The 17,021-nt window shown below is 71.7% G+C and carries 17 protein-coding genes; 5 read left to right on the forward strand and 12 right to left on the reverse strand.

Features of this window, described 5'->3' with window-relative positions:
- Positions 1 to 36: 36 nt before the first annotated feature.
- On the reverse strand, positions 37 to 1,161 hold the full coding sequence (locus tag ACFQSB_RS33690; protein WP_380830870.1) for a hypothetical protein: 1,125 nt from the start codon (positions 1,159 to 1,161) through the stop codon (positions 37 to 39).
- A gap of 180 nt (positions 1,162 to 1,341) precedes the next feature.
- Between ACFQSB_RS33690 and ACFQSB_RS33695 the strand changes: the two genes are divergently transcribed.
- Positions 1,342 to 2,841, forward strand: a complete 1,500-nt coding sequence (locus ACFQSB_RS33695; protein WP_380830871.1) for a glutamate--cysteine ligase — start codon at positions 1,342 to 1,344, stop codon at positions 2,839 to 2,841.
- On the opposite strand, the gene ACFQSB_RS33700 is transcribed toward ACFQSB_RS33695, so the two are convergent.
- From ACFQSB_RS33700 to ACFQSB_RS33720, 5 genes are all read right to left on the reverse strand, one after another.
- Positions 2,808 to 3,644 (reverse strand): sirohydrochlorin chelatase, encoded by an 837-nt coding sequence (locus ACFQSB_RS33700; protein ID WP_354849180.1) that lies wholly within the window; start codon positions 3,642 to 3,644, stop codon positions 2,808 to 2,810. The genes ACFQSB_RS33695 and ACFQSB_RS33700 overlap by 34 nt on opposite strands.
- Positions 3,645 to 3,901: 257 nt before the next feature.
- On the reverse strand, positions 3,902 to 4,387 hold the full coding sequence (locus tag ACFQSB_RS33705) for a hypothetical protein (RefSeq protein ID WP_380830872.1): 486 nt from the start codon (positions 4,385 to 4,387) through the stop codon (positions 3,902 to 3,904).
- A gap of 65 nt (positions 4,388 to 4,452) precedes the next feature.
- Entirely contained in the window at positions 4,453 to 5,715 is a 1,263-nt protein-coding gene (locus ACFQSB_RS33710) for a Bcr/CflA family efflux MFS transporter (protein ID WP_380830873.1), read from the reverse strand.
- A gap of 211 nt (positions 5,716 to 5,926) precedes the next feature.
- Entirely contained in the window at positions 5,927 to 6,754 is an 828-nt protein-coding gene (locus ACFQSB_RS33715) for an SAM-dependent methyltransferase (protein WP_380830874.1), read from the reverse strand.
- 121 nt (positions 6,755 to 6,875) lie between these two features.
- Entirely contained in the window at positions 6,876 to 7,466 is a 591-nt protein-coding gene (locus ACFQSB_RS33720; RefSeq protein ID WP_380830875.1) for an ATP-binding protein, read from the reverse strand.
- Positions 7,467 to 7,687: 221 nt separating this feature from the next.
- On the opposite strand from ACFQSB_RS33720, the gene ACFQSB_RS33725 reads away from it, so the two are divergent.
- Positions 7,688 to 7,924 carry a DUF397 domain-containing protein gene (locus tag ACFQSB_RS33725; protein ID WP_354849167.1) on the forward strand — a complete coding sequence of 79 codons (237 nt, stop codon included), beginning with the start codon at positions 7,688 to 7,690 and terminating at the stop codon, positions 7,922 to 7,924.
- Between the two features lie 143 nt (positions 7,925 to 8,067).
- Entirely contained in the window at positions 8,068 to 8,973 is a 906-nt protein-coding gene (locus ACFQSB_RS33730) for a helix-turn-helix domain-containing protein (protein WP_380830876.1), read from the forward strand.
- An 81-nt stretch (positions 8,974 to 9,054) separates the two neighbouring features.
- On the opposite strand, the gene ACFQSB_RS33735 is transcribed toward ACFQSB_RS33730, so the two are convergent.
- Positions 9,055 to 9,870, reverse strand: a complete 816-nt coding sequence (locus ACFQSB_RS33735) for a class I SAM-dependent methyltransferase (protein ID WP_380830877.1) — start codon at positions 9,868 to 9,870, stop codon at positions 9,055 to 9,057.
- A gap of 80 nt (positions 9,871 to 9,950) precedes the next feature.
- Here ACFQSB_RS33735 and ACFQSB_RS33740 point away from each other — a divergent pair, with 80 nt between their 5' ends.
- On the forward strand, positions 9,951 to 10,448 hold the full coding sequence (locus tag ACFQSB_RS33740) for a GbsR/MarR family transcriptional regulator (RefSeq protein ID WP_380830878.1): 498 nt from the start codon (positions 9,951 to 9,953) through the stop codon (positions 10,446 to 10,448).
- Positions 10,449 to 10,550: 102 nt separating this feature from the next.
- Here ACFQSB_RS33740 and ACFQSB_RS33745 read toward each other — a convergent pair whose 3' ends face one another.
- The 4 genes from ACFQSB_RS33745 to ACFQSB_RS33760 form a co-directional block, all read right to left on the reverse strand.
- Complete coding sequence (locus ACFQSB_RS33745) at positions 10,551 to 11,111, reverse strand: GNAT family N-acetyltransferase (RefSeq protein WP_380830879.1); 561 nt, start codon at positions 11,109 to 11,111, stop codon at positions 10,551 to 10,553.
- A gap of 161 nt (positions 11,112 to 11,272) precedes the next feature.
- Positions 11,273 to 12,205: a helix-turn-helix domain-containing protein gene (locus ACFQSB_RS33750; protein ID WP_380830880.1), complete on the reverse strand. Its 933-nt coding sequence runs from the start codon at positions 12,203 to 12,205 to the stop codon at positions 11,273 to 11,275.
- 73 nt (positions 12,206 to 12,278) lie between these two features.
- Positions 12,279 to 12,491: a DUF397 domain-containing protein gene (locus ACFQSB_RS33755; RefSeq protein WP_380830881.1), complete on the reverse strand. Its 213-nt coding sequence runs from the start codon at positions 12,489 to 12,491 to the stop codon at positions 12,279 to 12,281.
- Positions 12,482 to 13,303: a helix-turn-helix domain-containing protein gene (locus tag ACFQSB_RS33760; RefSeq protein WP_380830882.1), complete on the reverse strand. Its 822-nt coding sequence runs from the start codon at positions 13,301 to 13,303 to the stop codon at positions 12,482 to 12,484. The genes ACFQSB_RS33755 and ACFQSB_RS33760 overlap by 10 nt, the downstream gene beginning before the upstream one ends.
- Positions 13,304 to 14,107: 804 nt before the next feature.
- Between ACFQSB_RS33760 and ACFQSB_RS33765 the strand changes: the two genes are divergently transcribed.
- On the forward strand, positions 14,108 to 14,584 hold the full coding sequence (locus tag ACFQSB_RS33765; protein WP_380830883.1) for an ATP-binding protein: 477 nt from the start codon (positions 14,108 to 14,110) through the stop codon (positions 14,582 to 14,584).
- Positions 14,585 to 14,681: 97 nt separating this feature from the next.
- Here ACFQSB_RS33765 and ACFQSB_RS33770 read toward each other — a convergent pair whose 3' ends face one another.
- A complete protein-coding gene (locus ACFQSB_RS33770; protein ID WP_380830884.1) occupies positions 14,682 to 16,817 on the reverse strand; it encodes an NACHT domain-containing protein in 2,136 nt (711 codons plus the stop codon).
- Between the last annotated feature and the right edge of the window lie 204 nt (positions 16,818 to 17,021).

Here is a 17,021-nt window from a genome sequence, read left to right on the forward strand (position 1 = left end):
TTTCGCAGGGTTGGGGAGAGGGCGGTGCCTGCGCCGTCACAGGCTCGCCGCCGTCGAGGCCGCCTCGGCGAGCAGGCCGTGCCGGGCGGGCCCGGCCAGCCCCGCGTGGTACAGGTGCACCTCCTGGGCGCCGGCCTCCGCCAGGCGCCGCACGTGGGGCGCCATGTCCTCCTGCCGCACCGGCGGCAGCGCGGTCACGTAGGCGCCCACCGTCACCTGCTCGGGCAGCATGTGCCGGGTGATGCGCACCCGGTCGGCGGACTCCTGGCCGGTGGGCCAGCACTGCACGACGACGGCGTCGACGTCCTTGCCCGCCTGCGGGCCGAGGCCGGGGTTGGCGCCCGTGGCCCACGGGTCGGGGCCGGCGTGCAGGCTCATGCGCAGACCTGGGGGGAGCGCCTCGATCACCTGGTGGCGCAGCGCGTCGGCCGCCTGGTGGCGCACGGCCAGGACGGCGGCCGCCGTCGCCTGGTCGAGGTCGTGCTCTCGGGAGCGCACGGCGGCCCGCACCTCGCGCACCGTGCGCACGGGGTCCACCCCGGCCGCCGCCCAGCCCGCCTGGCAGGCCTCGCAGCAGCACACCGACAGCATGCGCCGTGCCCGCGCGTCGTAGGCGCCGTCGGTCTTGTCGTGGTGGCCGCCGTGGTCGGCGCCGAGCTGCCCGCAGGCCTCCAGCAGCGCCCCGGCCAGCGGCACGTCGCGCACGGCCTCGGCGGCCAGCGTGGCGGCGTACTCGCGCACCTCGGCGCGCGAGGGGCACAGCGCCCACGGGTAGTGCTCCCCGAAGCAGTTGACCACGCTCACGTCCGGATGCGCCTCGCCCAGCCGCGAGTTGTGCGTCAGCACGATCCACGCCGTCACCGGGACGCCGGCGTCGGCCAGGGTGCGCGCGGCGGTGCCGAACGGGTCCGCGTCGCGCATCCAGGCGGGCGTGCCGGGCACCAGGCGGCGTCCATCCCAGGCCTCCCGGCGGAGCGGGCGGTAGAGCGCGGCGTGCCGGGCGTCCATGTACGCGTGGTCGGGATGCCAGGGGGTCGCAGCCCTGACGGTGTGGTAGGCGGAGGCGAGGTTCACCCCGACGTCGCCGAGCGCCTGCATCCGCGCGGTGAACAGGGGATCACCGATCACGTCCCACGGATAGGCGTGCACGAGCACCCGCATTGCCATCGCCTCCCCACAAGGGGCCCTCACCCCACAAATGGCGTTGTCCAGGCATACCGATTCGGCTGTGCGGAGTCAATGGTTCACGACGATCGACGGCGTGCCTGTTACCAGGCATGAAAACCCGGCGCCGGGACAGGGAGGGGGTGAGACCCGAGGCCGCACATGGGGGACGACACGATGGGACAGCAGGTAGCCAAGGAGCGGTTCTCCGAGGCGGAGTACGGGCGTTTCGGCGAGCGCCTGAAGGATTCGCTCATCGCGCTCCGCGAGTTGCTGGCCAGGCCCGGATTCGGCGCCGGGCCGGCGACCGTCGGCGCCGAGCTGGAGCTCTTCCTCATCGACGAGGACAGGCGCCCGCTGCGCCGCAACAAGCAGGTCCGCGACGCCGCCGGCGACGACCGGGTGGTGCTGGAGCTGGGCAGCTTCAACCTGGAGGTCAACCTGACCCCGGCGCCGATGGCCGGCAAGCCGTTCAGCGCGCTCACGGAGGAGATGCGGCGGCTGATGGACCTGGTCGACGACGCGGCCCGATCGCAGGGCGGCCGGGTGGTGCCGATCGGCATCCTGCCCACCCTGACCGAATTCGACTTCACCCGCGACGCCATGAGCGACGAGACCCGCTACCGCGCGATGAGCCGGGGGATCCGCCGGGTGCGCGCCGAGCCGTTCCGCGTGCAGATCCACGGCAACGAGCGCCTGGAGCTGGAGGTGGAGGACGTCATCCTGGAGAGCGCCAACACCTCCTGGCAGGTGCATCTGCGCACCGCGCCGGAGGAGTTCGCCCGCGTCTACAACGCCGCCCAGCTCGCCATCGGCCCGGTGCTCGCGGTCAGCGGCAACTCCCCGTCCTTCCTCGGGCGAGACCTGTGGGAGGAGACGCGCATCGCGCTGTTCGAGGCGGCGGTCGACGACCGCGACATGGAACGGCCATGGCGGGTGGACGGCCGCGTCTGCTTCGGGTCCGGCTGGGTGGAGAGCGGCGCCGGTGAGGTGTTCGAGCAGAGCGTCCGCGAGTACGAGCCGGTCATCCCGGTGCTGGACGAGGAGGAGGACCCGCTGGCGGTGACCCGCGGGGGCGGCGTCCCGAGGCTGGCGGAGCTGCGCCTGCACCAGGGCACGGTGTGGCAGTGGAACCGGCCGGTGTACGACCCGGCGGACGGGGGGCACCTGCGGGTGGAGCTGCGGGCCCTGCCGGCCGGGCCCACCTGCGCGGACATGGCGGCCAACGCGGCCTTCCTGCTCGGCCTGGTGACGGCGATGGCGGCCCGGCCCGCGTGGATCGGCGGCTTCCCCTTCGCCGACGCCTACCGCAACTTCTACCGGGCGGCGCGCAACGGGCTGGACGCCGAGCTGGCCTGGCCGGGACGGCTCGACACCGTCCCGGCGTCCCGGCTGGTCGCCGACCTGCTGCCGGTGGCGCACGACGGGCTGCTGTCGGCGGGCGTGGACCCCGGCGAGGCGAGCCGCCATCTGTCGGTCATCGCCGAACGCGTCCGGCTGCGCCGCACCGGCGCCGTCTGGCAGCGCGAGGCGCTGGCCGCCCTGGGCGAGGAGCCGGGCGCGCGGGCGGCCATGCTGGGGCGTTACCGCGAGCTGGCCTTCGGCGGCGATCCCGTCCACACCTGGCCGGCCGTCGAGGGGGTTCAGTCGTCGATGCCGGTGAGCGAGCTTCCGTAGCTGAGGGCGACGAGCTGGGCGACCGCGCCGTGCGCGCCGAGCGGCTCGGCGCATCCGGCTCCGACCGACTCGGCCGCCGCCGTGATCTTCTGCGGGTCGATCTCGGGGCCGATGAGGAACGGCGCCAGCGCCAGCCGCGAGGCGCCGATGTTGCGCAGCCGCTGGGCGGCGTCGCCGACGCCCGGCCGGGCGTCCAGCGAGGCCGCGACGACCGGGAGGGTGAGGCGGGCGGCCAGCAGGACGACCGTGGCGTCCGCCGCCCGCACGGCCTCCTGGCCGCCGACCGTGGCGACGATGATGCCGTCCACCGGGGCCGCGATGTTGAACAGGCGCATGCGGTCGGCGCGCGCGAGCCCGCTGTCGGACAGCTTGACGTGCAGGGCCTCGGCGAGCAGCGGGTGGGGCCCGAGCGGGTCGGCGATGGTCGTCATGACGTCGCTCTCGGCGACCGCCTCGCGGATGGCGCGGTACACCTGCTGGTGCGGCCCGGTGACCAGCGGGACCACGATCGCGGCGGGCGACTCCTTCGGCCGGTCGGCGGCGCAGTCGGTGAGCGTCTCGGCCAGGCTGGTCTTGGTGTCGCCCAGGTGGACCAGCCGGACGTCGAGCTGGGGATGGTCCACACTGACGATGGTCTTGACCGCGGCGGGGACGTCGCCGCCGGTGCCGGGCGCGGCGAGCACGAGCGCCGGCGCGTCCGGAGGGAGCTGCGCGGGCACGGGGCGCCGATGCCGGCCGGAGCTGGTCCGGAACGAGCGTTCGCGGACCGGAAGCTCCTGTGGAGCCTGATGACCATCGTTCACATCGGCGGATTTTACGGGGTATGAGGCAAAAGTTAAGTCTGATTCGCCGTTACGCGCGGGCCGAGCCGGGCCCATCTCCCGTGACATCAGTGACAAATTAGGACTCGATCCTCTGAACGGTACCAACGGTCCGTAATCATTCGAGATCATGGCGGGGGCGCCGAAGGTCGCGGAAGGGCCCGGAGGGGGCCCGCCGTTGACAGTTGCGTTCTTTCCGGCGGTGAAGTTTTTTTCAACCGCGCGCGGCTCCGCGCGTGTCAGTGCACGCGGTGGGCGGCGCGCAGGACCTCGAACACACCGAGGCTCGCGAACAGCGCCACCGAGAGCCCGATGACCGCGTAGGCCGCCGAGACGCGCGCCCGGGCGGCGACCGGCCACCGCGCGAGCGCCGCCGGAAGGCGCGCCCGCCCGGCCCGCGCGGGGCGCGTTCGTGCGGCGGCCACGGCGGGCGAGACCGGCGGCGGGACGGGCGGGAGCGTGGGCACGACAGGCGGTGCGGTGCGGAGCTCGGGATGTCGGGCGAGGTAGCCGCGCGGGAACGTCTTCACGCCCGTATCGCCGCACGACGGGCAGCGGGCGCCCGACCACGGCGGCTGGACCAGCAGCTCGGCGCGGAACCAGACGTCGGCGTCGTTACCGTGGCTGTCGGACAGATGCCGGACGACGTACTCCTCCTCCCACACCGAAAGACAGCGGAGGCACTCGAACGGCCAGATCTCCCGGGTGCTGAAGCCTTCGTCCACCAGGACCACCCCCCAAGGGTGCGCGCGCGCCTGTTACACGGCGTCGCCCGATTCGAGTGTGGGCGTCACTCCGGTTGATCGCAATACCCGCCACCGATGCCTGCCGTTCCCGAGTGGTCGCCCGGCATCATGGACGACTCGCTCACGGCCAGCGCCACCAGGGCGAACATCGCGCAGACACCCATGATCAGCGCCATGGGCATGACGCTGCGGGCGCCGGCCACCCCGGCCAGCGGGGCCGTCAGCGCGCCGAAGGTGAACTGCGCGGTGGCGGTCAGGGTCGCGGCGGTCCCGGCGGCGCGGGTCGTCCGGCCGAAGGCGACCGCCGAGGTGTCGCCCAGCACCAGGCCCAGCGACGCGACGGCGAGCAGCAGCGGCGGCAGGCAGGTGTCGGCCGTCAGCCATCCGGTCGCCGCCAGTGCCCAGAGCACGGCGGCGCAGGCGAGCAGGACGGCAACTCCCGCCTGCGCCGGCGCCAGCGGCCGGAAGCGGTGGGCGATCCGTGCGCCCACCGCGGCGACCAGCACCAGCGCCAGCGCGTTCAGGCCGAGGGTGAGCCCGACGCCGGCGAGAGGCAGCCCGAGAGCCCGCAGGAAGAACGGGGCCGCGGCCAGGTAGGCCGCCAGCGCCCCGAACGCCAGAACGAAGGCCAGGACGGGGGCGAGGCGGCTCCGGGTGCGCAGAACGGACAGGTCGCGGCGGCGCAGCGGCGGGCTCACCGCCCGGGCGTGCAGGGGAAGCGTCTCGGGAAGGGCGATCAGCGCGGCCAGGAACATCAGCAGGGACAGCAGGGCGAGCGCGCCGAACACCGCCCGCCAGCCGGCCACGGCGACCAGCGCCCCGCCGATCGGCGGGGCGACGACGGGCACGGCGGCCAGCGCCCACATCTGGGCGGCGAAGACGCGGACGGCGCGGCGTCCGCGCGCGAGGTCGGACACGACGGCGCGGGCGATCACGACGCCGGCCGCGCCGGTCAGCCCCTGGACGAACCGCGCGCCGATCAGGACGCCGATCGTGGGCGCCAGCGCGCACACGGCCCCGGCGACCGCGCAGACCGCGAGGCACGCCAGCAGCGGTCCTCTGCGGCCGTAGCGGTCCGACAGCCGTCCCAGCGCCAGGTGGCCCGCGGCCATGCCGAGCAGGAAGGCCGAGAAGGTGAGCTGCGCGCCGACCGTGCCGGTGCGCAGCTCGGCCGCCATCGACGCCAGTCCCGGCAGGTACATGTCGCTGCCGAACGGTGCCAACAGCGCGACCAGGCCGAGCACGGTGGCCAGCTCCCGGGAGGGGCTGGTCGTGGTGGGGGCGCCGGCGATGGTGGTAGCGGACATGGCGGACTCCCTGGGGCCGTTCCCCGCGGCGCCCCCGGCCGGTCGGCTCCGGAAGAGCGCGCGACGGTGCCGTCCCTGGCCACGGTACGCCTGCCCTCCGCCCGAGCCCGGCCCCGGGCCGCCGCCGCCTGGACGTGCGGGGCGTCGTCGCGGCCCGGCACGTCGGGCGGTGGCGCGGTCCGGCGTGATGGGTGCCCGGGGGGGCGTCGCGTCAGGCGTCTTTGCGGCCGACGCCGCCGACCGACCAGATCGCGCGCGGGTCGAGGGTGTCCTGCCCGGCGTCCGCCCCCCAGGCCGGGATGTACACCACGCCCGGCGGGACGAGCGACAGGCCGTCGAACAGGCCCTCGACGTCGGCCTTGGTGCGCTGCTGTTCCCTGTGGGCGTGGCCGGTGACCACGCTGCGGCTCTGGTAGAGGTCGGCGAGCCCGGCGGTGGCCTCGGGCCGCAGGTCGGAGACGGTGTGGCCGATGGCCACGTACCCGCCCGGGGCGATGGCGTCGCGGAACCGGCCGACGATGTGGGAGGCCAGCTCGTCCTCGGGGATCACGTCCAGCGCGAAGAACAGCAGGATCGCGACCGGGCTCCCCAGGTCGATCAGCGACTTCAGGCGGGGATGGCCGAGGACCTGATCGGGTTCGCGCATGTCGGCCTCGATGACGGCCGTGTGCTCCTCGTCCTCCAGCAGGGCGCGGGCGTGCGTGACGACCACCGGGTCGTTGTCGACGTAGACCACGCGGGACCCCGGCGCGGCAGCCTGGGCGATCTCGTGGACGTTGCCCTGTGTGGGAAGGCCGCACCCGACGTCGACGAACTGCCGGACGCCGCGCCCGGCGAGGTGGCGCACCACGCGCTCGAGGAACCGGCGCCCCTCGCGGCACATCATGGGCAGCTCTGGAGCGACGGACAGAGCCCAGCGCGCGGCTTCGCGGTCGGCCGCGAAGTTGTCCTTACCGCCGACGAGGTAGTCATAGATGCGGGCCTGGTTGGGGATGGTCGGATCGAAGCCGAGAGGCTCGAGTTTCGGGAACCTCGTCATCACACCCCATCTCGCCGGAACCCGATGGTAGCGCCGCGGACACGACGGCGACCATCGTTCCGGGCACTACGTGGCGGAGGGGCGGCGGAGCGGGGCCGGCCGCGGCGGGGAGCGCGCACCGTCAGCGGCAGATCTCCAGGTGCCGCGCCGGGCGCGCGGTGCCGCGGGGGAGGGTGAACCCGGCCCAGACGGCCTTGCCGGGGTGGCCGGGGGCCCAGCCCCATCGGTGGCTGACGCCCGCGACGACCTGGAGCCCCCGCCCGCCCTCGGAGTCGGCGTCGGGCGGGCGGGGGGTGGGGGAGCGGTCGCTCGGGTCGGTGACGACGCAGATCAGCGACTCGCCGGTGTGGGCGAGCACGACCCGCACCGGGTGGGCGGCGGGTGCGGCGGCGCGGCTGCTGAGCCCGTGCCGCAGGGCGTTGATGACCAGCTCACCGATCACCAGTTCGGCGTCGTCGGCGAGGCCGTCCAGGCCCCATTCGCGCACCGTGGCCCGGGTGAACCGGCGAGCGGTGCGGGCTGCTTGGGGGTCGCCGCGCAGTTCGCACCGTTCGAGGCGGATCCCGTCGTCGTCCGGGGTGTCTCCCGGGGCGCCGGACGCGGCCCGCGAGTCGCCCGAGGAAAGGGCGCGGCCCAGCTCGTCGAGCCAGCCCTCCCACCTCTCGTCCCCTGTCTGAGCGGGTTTGGCGAGCTGTGTTCTGCACCCATTCATGGGGAAGCCTCAGGGGGTTTAGGGCATATCGCCGGGGGGTTTACGCCTCATGCCCATATTGCCCGGCCCGGTGTGCAGATGCAAGTACCGATGCACGTGCATCCGCACACCGGTATGCTGACTCGCGGGTGAAGGCAGCCCGTTTGGGGCGCTCATCAGGATGAAGGCCCCTTTTCAGGAACGATGTCAGATTCGTCGGCTTCGGGGATGTGTGAGCAGGGATGAACGAGATCTCCAACGGCGTGGCCGCGACCGCGCTCTCAGGGGTGCGGTGGCGCAAGAGCGTGTACAGCAACCCCAGTGGCAACTGCGTCGAGCTCGCCGAGCTCCCGGGGGGCGAGGTGGCCGTGCGCAACTCCCGCCATCCCTCCGGTCCGGCCCTGATTTACAGTCGGGGAGAAATTGCCGCCTTCATCCAGGGGGCGAAGAACGGCGAGTTCGATGACCTGGCACTTTGACCGATCCGGCGGCTACGGAGTGTCCAAAATCGTAGCCTAAGGGTGATGTTGGGGTATATCCGGATTGGCCGCCCGGGGGTATCGTGAACTTCTCTGTCACCGCGAGAAGTGAATCTGAACTGCTGCTCTTCTAAGGACTGGCCATGATCACAGCCCGAGCCGAAGGGGACGAGACCCCGCTCAATCTGATGGCTCGGGAACGGGGCAGTTCCACGGTCCTGCGCATCCTCCTGGGCTCCCAGCTCCGCCGGCTGCGCGAGACCCGAGGCATCACCCTGGAGGCGGCCGGGCACTCCATCCGCGCCTCGCACTCCAAGATCAGCCGCATGGAGCTGGGACGGGTCAGCTTCCGCGCCCGCGACGTCGCCGACCTGCTCACCCTGTACGGGGTGAGCGACGAGCGCGAGCGTGAGGCCCTGCTCTCGCTGGTCTCGCAGGCCAACCGCCCCGGCTGGTGGCACAACTACGACGACATCCTGCCCAACTGGTTCGAGGCGTACGTCGGGCTCGAAGAGGCCGCCACCCGCATCCGCTGCTACGAGGTGCAGTTCGTCCCCGGCCTGCTCCAGACCCCCGAGTACGCCAGGGCCGTCGTCCTGCTCGGCCACCCGGACGGCGTCGAGGAGGAGGTCCAGCGGCGGGTCGACCTGCGGATGGCCCGGCAGAAGGTGCTCGGCAGGGCCACCCCTCCGCACCTGTGGGCCGTCGTCGACGAGGCGGCCCTTCGCCGCCCCCTCGGCGGCGTCGAGGTCATGCGCGGCCAGATCAGGCACCTCATCGAGGCCATCGCCTCGCCGAACATCACCGTCCAGGTGATGCCCTTCAGCGCCGGCGGCCACGCGGCGGCCGGCGGCCCGTTCAGCATCCTGCGCTTCTCCGAGCGCGACCTGCCCGACGTGGTCTATCTGGAGCAGCTCACCAGCGCCATCTACCTGGACAAGCGCGAGGACCTCGACCGCTACCAGGCCGTCATGGAACGCCTGTGCATCGACGCCGTCCCCGCCTCCGAGACCAAAAAGGCCCTCACCAGAATCCTCGCCGAGCTCTGACCCCGTCCGAGGGGCCCGGGCCGAGGGGCCGTCGGACCGGGTCAACGCGGCGAACGGCCACCGTGACGGCCATCGGCCGTGTCAGAAGCAGAAGCGCACGATGCGGGTGGACCGCTTCATGCCCGGCAGCGCATTCATGACGCGGTACACGCGGCGTACGTTCGCGGGCGCCTTGGCCATCAGCACCGGCGAGTCGGACATCGGCGCCTCATCGACGTATTCGAGCCGCGGGTGCCAATCGGCCGGCTCCGCCGGGTCGTTGAAGCCGCAGTGGAACTGGGTGCTGTACTTGCGCAGCACGGGATGCCATTTCGACGTGCGCCACGCCCAGACCGATACCGTGTCGAACTGTATCTGTCCGGTGGGAAAGGCGTCGACGACGCTGATCAGCAGCCGCCGGAGGTCGGTCTCGGTCAGATAGGGCACCAATCCCTCGGCGATCATCAGCACCGGCCGGCCGCGGGGAATGCGTTCCAGCCAGGTCAGGTCGGTGACACCGGAGTCGATCAGGGTGTAGTGCTCGCGTGGCGGCAGGAATCGCCGCCGCAGGTCGATGACGGATCGATAGTCCAGGTCGTACCAGTCGACGGTGGCGGGCGGGTCGATCCGGTACACCCGGGCGTCCAGACCGCAGCCCAGGTGCAGCACCACCGCGTCGGGGTGGTCGGCGAGGAAGCTTCGCGCCCAGTCGTCGTGGGCCTTGGCGCGCACCACGGCGGCGAGGCCCATCTGGCTGGTGCCGAATCTGCGCTTGTCGTAGCCGGGGTCGAGACGGCGCATCGCCTGCTCGGCTAACCCGTCACCGAGGATCGGGTCCGGCAGTCGGTTGTCCAGCGCTTTGGCCCTGAGGACGGGGCTTAGGGTCTGTTGCACTCCGACGAGTTCGGCGTCTCTCACACAGCTACACTAGACCTATTTCACGAATTTCGTGAAGTTCGCGAACACTTTCGATCGTCAACGGCAGATAGGGAGCTTCGGTGACACAAGCGGACGAGAACGCCATCGCCGGCTACCAGGAACGGTTCGCGCAGATCATGGTCGAATCCGGCATGCCCCGGATGGCCGCGCGCGTGTACGCCGCACTGCTGGTCACCGACTCCGGCAAGCTGTCGGCCGCCGAACTCGCCGAGCGACTGGGCGTCGGCGCGTCAGCGATCTCGGGGGCGGTCAAGTACCTGGTGCAGGTGCGACTGGTCGAACGCGGTCGCGAACCCGGTGGCCGACACGACTTCTGCCGCATCCACGAGCACACCTGGAGCCACTACGTCAGCCAGTCCGACCCGGTGCTGGCCCGGCTACAGGAAGGCGCCGGCGAGGGCATCCCGGTCCTGGGACCCGACTCTCCCGCCGGACGGCGGCTGGACGAGACCCGACGGTTCTTCGCGTTCGTACGCGAGGAGATCAAGCGGTCGATGGTGAAGTGGCAGCGACTCCAGGAGGCCGAACGCGAGCCCGGTCAAAGGCGCGCGCTGTGAACTCGATGGTGGCGCGAGCTTTCGTGTCCGCATGGTGCACCGGGCCGTCGTTGCTCAGTCGTAGAAGGCATCAACAGGATCAAAGAGTGCCGCGGGCCGGCCTTAGCGGCTGCGGTTGGCGGGGACTTCGAAGATGAGTCCGAGACCGTCCTCTTCGTCCCAGTGTTCTCCGACCTCGACGAAGCCGAAGCCGGCGATCGTGGCCAGGGACGCCACGTTATCGGGACCAATGGTCGCCCGTACGGTCTTGACCGCCGGTTCGGCCGCGGCCCGACGCAGCAACTCGATCAGGATGGCTCGGCCATACCCCTGGCGACGGAAGTCAGGAGCAACCGCGTAGCCGATCTCTACCATGCCCGCCTCATCGGGCGGTCCGTGAAACCCGGCATGACCGATGACGACACCTTCAGGCCCGGTCACCGCCTGCCGCACCATCCACTGTGCGTGGCGGGGGTCGGCGGCCATCTGGTCGATCCGCAACCGCCACAGCCACCGTGCTCTGTCTGTCACGAAGTACTCGGTCAGAGCGACCCCAGCCATGTTGCCGGCTGCGGCTAGGTCCCCATCGAGCAGAGCGGACATCGTAGTGCGCGACAACTCGACAAAGCGCACATGCTTCGAACTGGTGGGGAACGACGTCTGTCGATCGGCTTCATCGGTCACCATGCGGATGCTCGCAAAATGTCCGACAGACGTCCAACGAATTCGGAGTGATCGATCAACCGCACTTGCTCACGACGGCATCCGCCACCACGAGCACCAACCCGCTGAAAGAGGAACCCGACAGCGAGATCATCACCGCGACGAGGTGACTGCGGGCAATGTCAGCGCGGCTCCGTCGGGGGCCGGCCGTGGGTGCGCAGGGCGGTGATGAGCCAGTCGAACGCGGGGATGACCGACGGGCCGGGCTCGCGGCCGTTGAGGACGGCGAGCAGGTGCCAGTAGCGCTCGACCTGGACGTCGGCGAGCGTCCGGAGGCGGTCGCGCAACTCGGCCCGTTCCGCCGCCGGCAGACCCGGCTCGATGACGCGGTCCAGGACCTGTTTCCCCGCCGCCGTCTCGGGCGCGATCCCTCCGGCCAGGGCGTGGCCGGCCTCCTCCAGCACCCGCCGCCTCAGGTCGAAGCCGTCCTCGATCGGCGGCCCGAAGACCCCGTCCAGGACGATGCGCCGCAGCCGGGCCCGGAAGCCCTCGTCGGCGACCAGCTCGCCCAGCTCCAGCCACGCGTCGATCTGGCGGGCGTCCGGGTCGTCGGGCAACTCGGAGGGAAGCTCCCGCATCCACTCCGCGACGATCATGGCATCCTCCCGCGGGCCGATCCTGGCGAAGATCTCCGCCACGAAGTCGTCGATGACCCGCTGCCGTTCGGCGGCCGACAGCCGGGCGAGTCTGTGCGTCATCACGGTCTCCTCTGCGGTGCCGCCGCGCTCCGCGATGCCGTTCAGCACGGCGCGGCGCAGTCTCAGGGTGCGGATCTCGGCCTCGAGGGCGCGGACGTGCGCCTTGGCGACCTCGGCGACCGAAACCTGGTTCGTCAGGATCGCCTGGACGGTCTCCAGGCCGATGCCGAGGTCGCGAAGCGTCCGGACGAGGTCGAACCGGGCGACGGCCGCCGCGTCGTACAGGCGGTACCCGCCGGCCGAACGCACCGTCGGCGGCACGACGCCGATGTCCGACCAGAACCGGATGGTGTGCACCGACAGGCCGGTACGCCGCGCGATGCGGCCGACGGTGTGAAGCTCCACGCTCTCGCTCACGGCACCGAGCCTGCACCCTCGCCCCACCCGAAAGTCAACCGCGGCCCTCTGCCGCCGTTGGCGTGATGGGGGGCTAGAAGTCGAACTCGCCGTTCTTGGCGCCGTCGATGAAGGCGTCCCAGACGGTGGCGCTGACGACGAAGGGGGCCTTCTCGGGCGCCTCGGTGTCCCGCAGCCCGACCCGCCCCCCGGACAACGGAGCCACTTCCAGGCAGTTTCCCTGGTTGGACGCGCTCTTGGTGGCCTTGCGCCAGGCTGCCACCTTCAGTTCTTCGTTCACGTCCATGCTGCCTGCGCCTCTCTGATCAACTTGATAGAGACATGTTGCGGGTGTGAGTCGGCTCGAATTCTGTCGTATCGAGCGCGGATGGCCTCGACATCTTCTGGCCGGTTGGTCACGTGCCCGTGAGTCGCGGACTCGATATATACCGTATCCGCACCTCCGGGAAGTTGCGCAATGATAAATCCGCCAGAGGTGCCGGTGGTCGCCCCGAGGCTCAGAGGGATGATCTGGACGCTGACCCTAGGTGACTCGGCCGCTTCCAAGAGGCGTTCGAGCTGAAGGCCCATCACCTTCTTTCCGCCAATAGGACGGCAGAGGACGCCCTCGTCCAGCACCACCCAAAGGATGGGGCAATTGGGGCGCACCAAGATATTTTGTCGATCCATTCGCGCTTGGACCGCAGTTTCCACGCGTTCCTCGCTGATACCAGGTTCACCGCGGATGACGACTCGGGCGTAGTCCTCGGTCTGCAGGAGGCCCGGCACGACCAGGGGCTCCCAGCTGTGCAAGGTGTGGGCTTCCTGTTCGACTTCGAGCCAGTCGCGGAACCAGCGGGGGCTCGCGCCTCGGGTCAGTTGCGCCCGGAGGCGGACGAGCTCGCCGTCGGCGTCCACGGCGTCGTCGTAGCGCTGCATGAAGTTCTGGCTCGGGGTGCGCTCGCCGCGCTCGATGAACCCGACGAGGCTCTGGCTGAACTGGATGATCCGCGCCAGGCGGTCCTGGGTGAAGTCGCACCGCAGTCGGTGCTTGCGCATTTCGGCGCCCAGAAAGGCCAGCGGCCGCTCTGTCGGATCGGGGTCGAGAGGAATGGGCATGACGGCTCCGTCGGGTGGAATGCGCTACTCCTTCAGCACGGCGAGCACAGCGGCAGTACAAAGCGTCCGGCTATGTGGCCCGTCTTTCGCTGCACAAAGTAGCCGGTCGGGAGCACGCTGTGAAGCGGTTCGAGGAGCTGGGCGGCAAGGGCGATGCCCGTCCGCTCGGCCAATTGGGCGTCCCATATAGGGGTGTCAAAAGGTAGTCCATTATGTCCAAATATAAGGAGATAAGAATGGCCGTCGGAGTGGGGGAGGGCCCGGATTCGACCACCAGTCGCCGCCGCAGTCGGTTAGGGGTTTGTCACCGGGACGACAGCGCTGCGGGGCGATCTTCGCCGTACCTGTCAGGGGGGTGGAATGACAGCGCGTGAGATCGGGACGGGCCGGGGTGGCAGGCATCGGGTGGGGGCTCCTGTGAACGAGGTCCAGCCGGGGCGGTGGGATCCGGCGAAGCGGGCCGCCGCCCGTCAGCTCGACCGACTGGAACCCGCCTGGACGGTCTGGTACGGGGTCGGCGCCAGGTGCTTCTACGCCGTGGCCATCTGGGAGACACCCGAGCCCCTGATCGTCCGGTCCCGCTCGGTCGAGGAACTCGGCGCCCTCATGCGCGAGGCCGAGCGGCCTGGTCGTACCGGAGCCGCCTCATCCCCGTCACCGGGGCACCCGCCGTCCCCGCAGGCGCACCCCGCCATCCCGCCGCCTCCGCCCACTGGTCACTCCCAGTCACCAGGGCGGACCGTGAGCCTGCCGCCCTGGCCTACCGTCCTCCCGCCCGCGCCGCGTCCACCCCGAGGAGCGAACATGCCCGACAGCACGCCGGACGCCCGCGTCGTCAACTGGGAGCTGCCGCACGACCTGTCGATGGCCGGCAAGGCGCGCGGCATGGTGCGCGAGACCCTGCTGTCCTGGGGGCTCCAGGCGCTGGCGGACGACGTGGTGCTGGCGACCGGTGAGTTGCTGGCGAACGCGCTGGCCTACGGCGCGCCGCCGATAGGGCTGGCCCTGTCGGCACGCGGCGACGAGCTTCGGGTCGAGGTCACCGACCATGGTCGCGGACGGCCGCGCCGGCTGGACCTGGGCGTGGAGGCCGTCCACGGCCGCGGCCTGGCCATCGTCGAGGCCCTGGCCGCCGAATGCGGCGTCACCACGCGTTCCGGCGTCGTCGGCAAGACGGTCTGGGCCCGCTGGCGCGTTCCCGCGCGGTGCGCGCCGCCGGCTCAGGACGCCGGCCGGCGCGCGAGCGGGGCGACCGGCATCGCATGCGAACCTTTCCCCTGATCGGCCCCCGGAGACCCGCATGAGGGCGCGAGCGCCGGGTGACCGCATGAGCGGCGCGCTTCGGCAGACACAGCGTCGGTAGCCGCCTCCTCGGGGATCAGGACACGGCCGAACGCGTGGCGTCGGGGGAGACGCGGGCGAGGTGGTCGTGGAGTTCGGCGTGGCGGAACTGGTAGAGGGGGCCGACGGCGCGGAGCAGGCCGGTCTTGTGCATGTCGTCCAGGAACGTCATCAGGCGCAGCGGCAGCCGGCCGGTCGCGGCCAGCAGGGGCAGGGTGAACACGGTGGCCGCCCAGGCCCGCCGTCCCCGCTGCGTCACCGTGGCGAGCATGCCGCCCACGAGCAGGCCGAGGCCCAGCTCGCGCAGCCGGTCGCCCGGTTCGCCGCCCATCTGCCGCAGCACCCAGCCGGCGCCGAGGGCCAGCGTCGTGCCGAGGAGCAGCCCGGTGACCAGCCGCATGCCGGTCAGCGCCCGGTTGGCCCGCCACACCGCCATCGGGGTGAGGGCGCTGGTGAACCGAGGCGGCCGTTCCTCGTCCGACTCCTCGGGCCGCGGGCCGGCGATCGTCAGCCAGAGGCCGGTCGTGGTCATCACCGCCATGCCGACCCCCTCCCAGAACCCATAGACCGCTCCGGTGACGACTCCCATCGGCAGGCCCATGCCGGGAATGGACAGCATGGCGAGCCGGAAGGGCCTGATCTGCTCGCGTACCAGTCGGGCGAGGTGGTCCGCGAGCGTCGGGCGGGAGAAGGCCGGAGTGTCCGAGGCCATCGACGCCGTGCCCAGGCCGTAGGCGAACCACAGGGCCAGCCCGAGCGGAGCGTGGCCGGTCGCGAGCGGAGGCAGCGCGGCGGGCAGGCCGTACAGGATGCCGGTCAAGGAGATGGTCCAGCCCTGGACGGGCCAGGCCGGCCGCTTGCGTCCCGGCGGGGTGGCCGCCTGCCGCGCGACGCGCCACCAGGCCACTTCACGGGTGCCGTGGGCCGTCGACAGCCGGGCCAGGAGCGACAGCCATCGGCGCACCTTGACGGGGTCCCAGGTGTGGTGCGGGCGGAAGGGGTCGCCGGCGGACGGCCGGGTGGGTGGCCGGTCGAGCAGGGCGGGGATGAGCTCGTCGAGCAGGTGCGCGCGCAGCGCGGCGGCGTCGCCCGCGTAGACGGTCGCCAGGGGTGTGGGATCGGCGCCCCGCTCGATGTAGACGGTGCGCACGAGCCACAGCCCGAGCGCGGTCCTGGTCGCCGCGGCGAGCGCGGGCGCCTCGCCGTTCTCCATCGCGCGCAGCGTCCGATCCCAGGCCGGGGTGCGGTCCGGTGGCAGGTCGTCGGTCAGGTAACCGATCGCGACCTTGGGGTCGAGCGCCTTGGGCGCGATGACCGCGGCGCCCTTCAGCACCCGGCCGGACTTCTTGACGGCGTCGCCGTACTCGTCGGTCCGGGAGGTGAGGATCACCTGGTCGCGTTCGGCCAGCGTCTTGTTCAGCGCGGCGATCACGCCGGGCCGGGCCGCCTCGGGCAGCTCGTCCAGGCCGTCCAGGACCGGCAGGACGTGACCGCGCCGCACCAGCAGGTCGGCGCCGTCCGCGCCCTTTCCCCGGCCCCGCGCCACCCCGTAGTCCGTGCGCAGCCGCTCGGCCAGCCAGTCGTGCAGGCGCGGGTGGACCTCGACGTCCCAGTCGGCGAGCGACACCGGTACCGGTACCGGCTCCTCGGAGGTGCGGGTCTCGATGAGCAGCAGCAGAAGCCGGACGGCCAGCGTGGTCTTCCCCGTGCCCGCGCCGCCGGTGATCACCAGGCGGCGCCGGCGCAGGGCGCGGAACGTCGCCGCGAGCCACTCGTCATCGGCCGCGTCGCCGGAGATGTCGCCGTCGGCGACCAGCCGGGCGTGGTCCATCATCGCGGTGCGCCGAGTCAGGTGCCAGGGGACCGGGATGGCGGGAGCTCCCTGCGCGCGGATCGCCCGCTCCTCGGCCCACCGGTCGTGCACCAGCTCGGCCAGCACCCGCTTGGCCTCGGCGACGTCCTCGGGCGGCCCGGCCGCCCACGCCCGCCTGAGCCACAGGACCAGCGGCACCACGAGCGCGACCGTCGTGAGCAGCACGCCGGCCGCGTCCCCGAGGTGCAGTTTCTCACCGAGATCGAGCCTGACCAGCACCATGACGACGACCGCGCCGAGCCCGAGCAGGGACAGGCAGGCCGCGGCGGTGACCATGAGGCGACGGCGAGACCGGGACATGATCGGATACTGACAAATCTGGTCGGCCGCCGTCAGGGTGATCGCGAATTCCGTGACCGGTCGGAGACGCGACCGGCCGGTGCTGCCGGTGCTGCCAATGCTGTGACCGCGAAACGATCGCGGCTTGGCGCCGTGGTAGGCGCCGGCTTCGCCGTACCACGACCCGCCGACCCGGCGCCGATCACTACAGCACCTGGCGAAGGT

Origin of the sequence: Sphaerisporangium rhizosphaerae, from assembly GCF_042665155.1 — a bacterium.
GTDB lineage: Bacteria > Actinomycetota > Actinomycetes > Streptosporangiales > Streptosporangiaceae > Sphaerisporangium > Sphaerisporangium rhizosphaerae.

Coding starts and splice junctions, on each gene's coding strand:
- ACFQSB_RS33725 (WP_354849167.1), top strand. CDS start 7,688: ATGAACGAGATCTCCAACGGCGTGGCCGCGACCGCGCTCTCAGGGGTG.
- ACFQSB_RS33770 (WP_380830884.1), bottom strand. CDS start 16,817: ATGTCCCGGTCTCGCCGTCGCCTCATGGTCACCGCCGCGGCCTGCCTG.
- ACFQSB_RS33690 (WP_380830870.1), bottom strand. CDS start 1,161: ATGCGGGTGCTCGTGCACGCCTATCCGTGGGACGTGATCGGTGATCCC.
- ACFQSB_RS33710 (WP_380830873.1), bottom strand. CDS start 5,715: ATGTCCGCTACCACCATCGCCGGCGCCCCCACCACGACCAGCCCCTCC.
- ACFQSB_RS33765 (WP_380830883.1), top strand. CDS start 14,108: ATGCCCGACAGCACGCCGGACGCCCGCGTCGTCAACTGGGAGCTGCCG.
- ACFQSB_RS33715 (WP_380830874.1), bottom strand. CDS start 6,754: ATGACGAGGTTCCCGAAACTCGAGCCTCTCGGCTTCGATCCGACCATC.
- ACFQSB_RS33760 (WP_380830882.1), bottom strand. CDS start 13,303: ATGCCCATTCCTCTCGACCCCGATCCGACAGAGCGGCCGCTGGCCTTT.
- ACFQSB_RS33720 (WP_380830875.1), bottom strand. CDS start 7,466: ATGAATGGGTGCAGAACACAGCTCGCCAAACCCGCTCAGACAGGGGAC.
- ACFQSB_RS33695 (WP_380830871.1), top strand. CDS start 1,342: ATGGGACAGCAGGTAGCCAAGGAGCGGTTCTCCGAGGCGGAGTACGGG.
- ACFQSB_RS33755 (WP_380830881.1), bottom strand. CDS start 12,491: ATGGACGTGAACGAAGAACTGAAGGTGGCAGCCTGGCGCAAGGCCACC.
- ACFQSB_RS33730 (WP_380830876.1), top strand. CDS start 8,068: ATGATCACAGCCCGAGCCGAAGGGGACGAGACCCCGCTCAATCTGATG.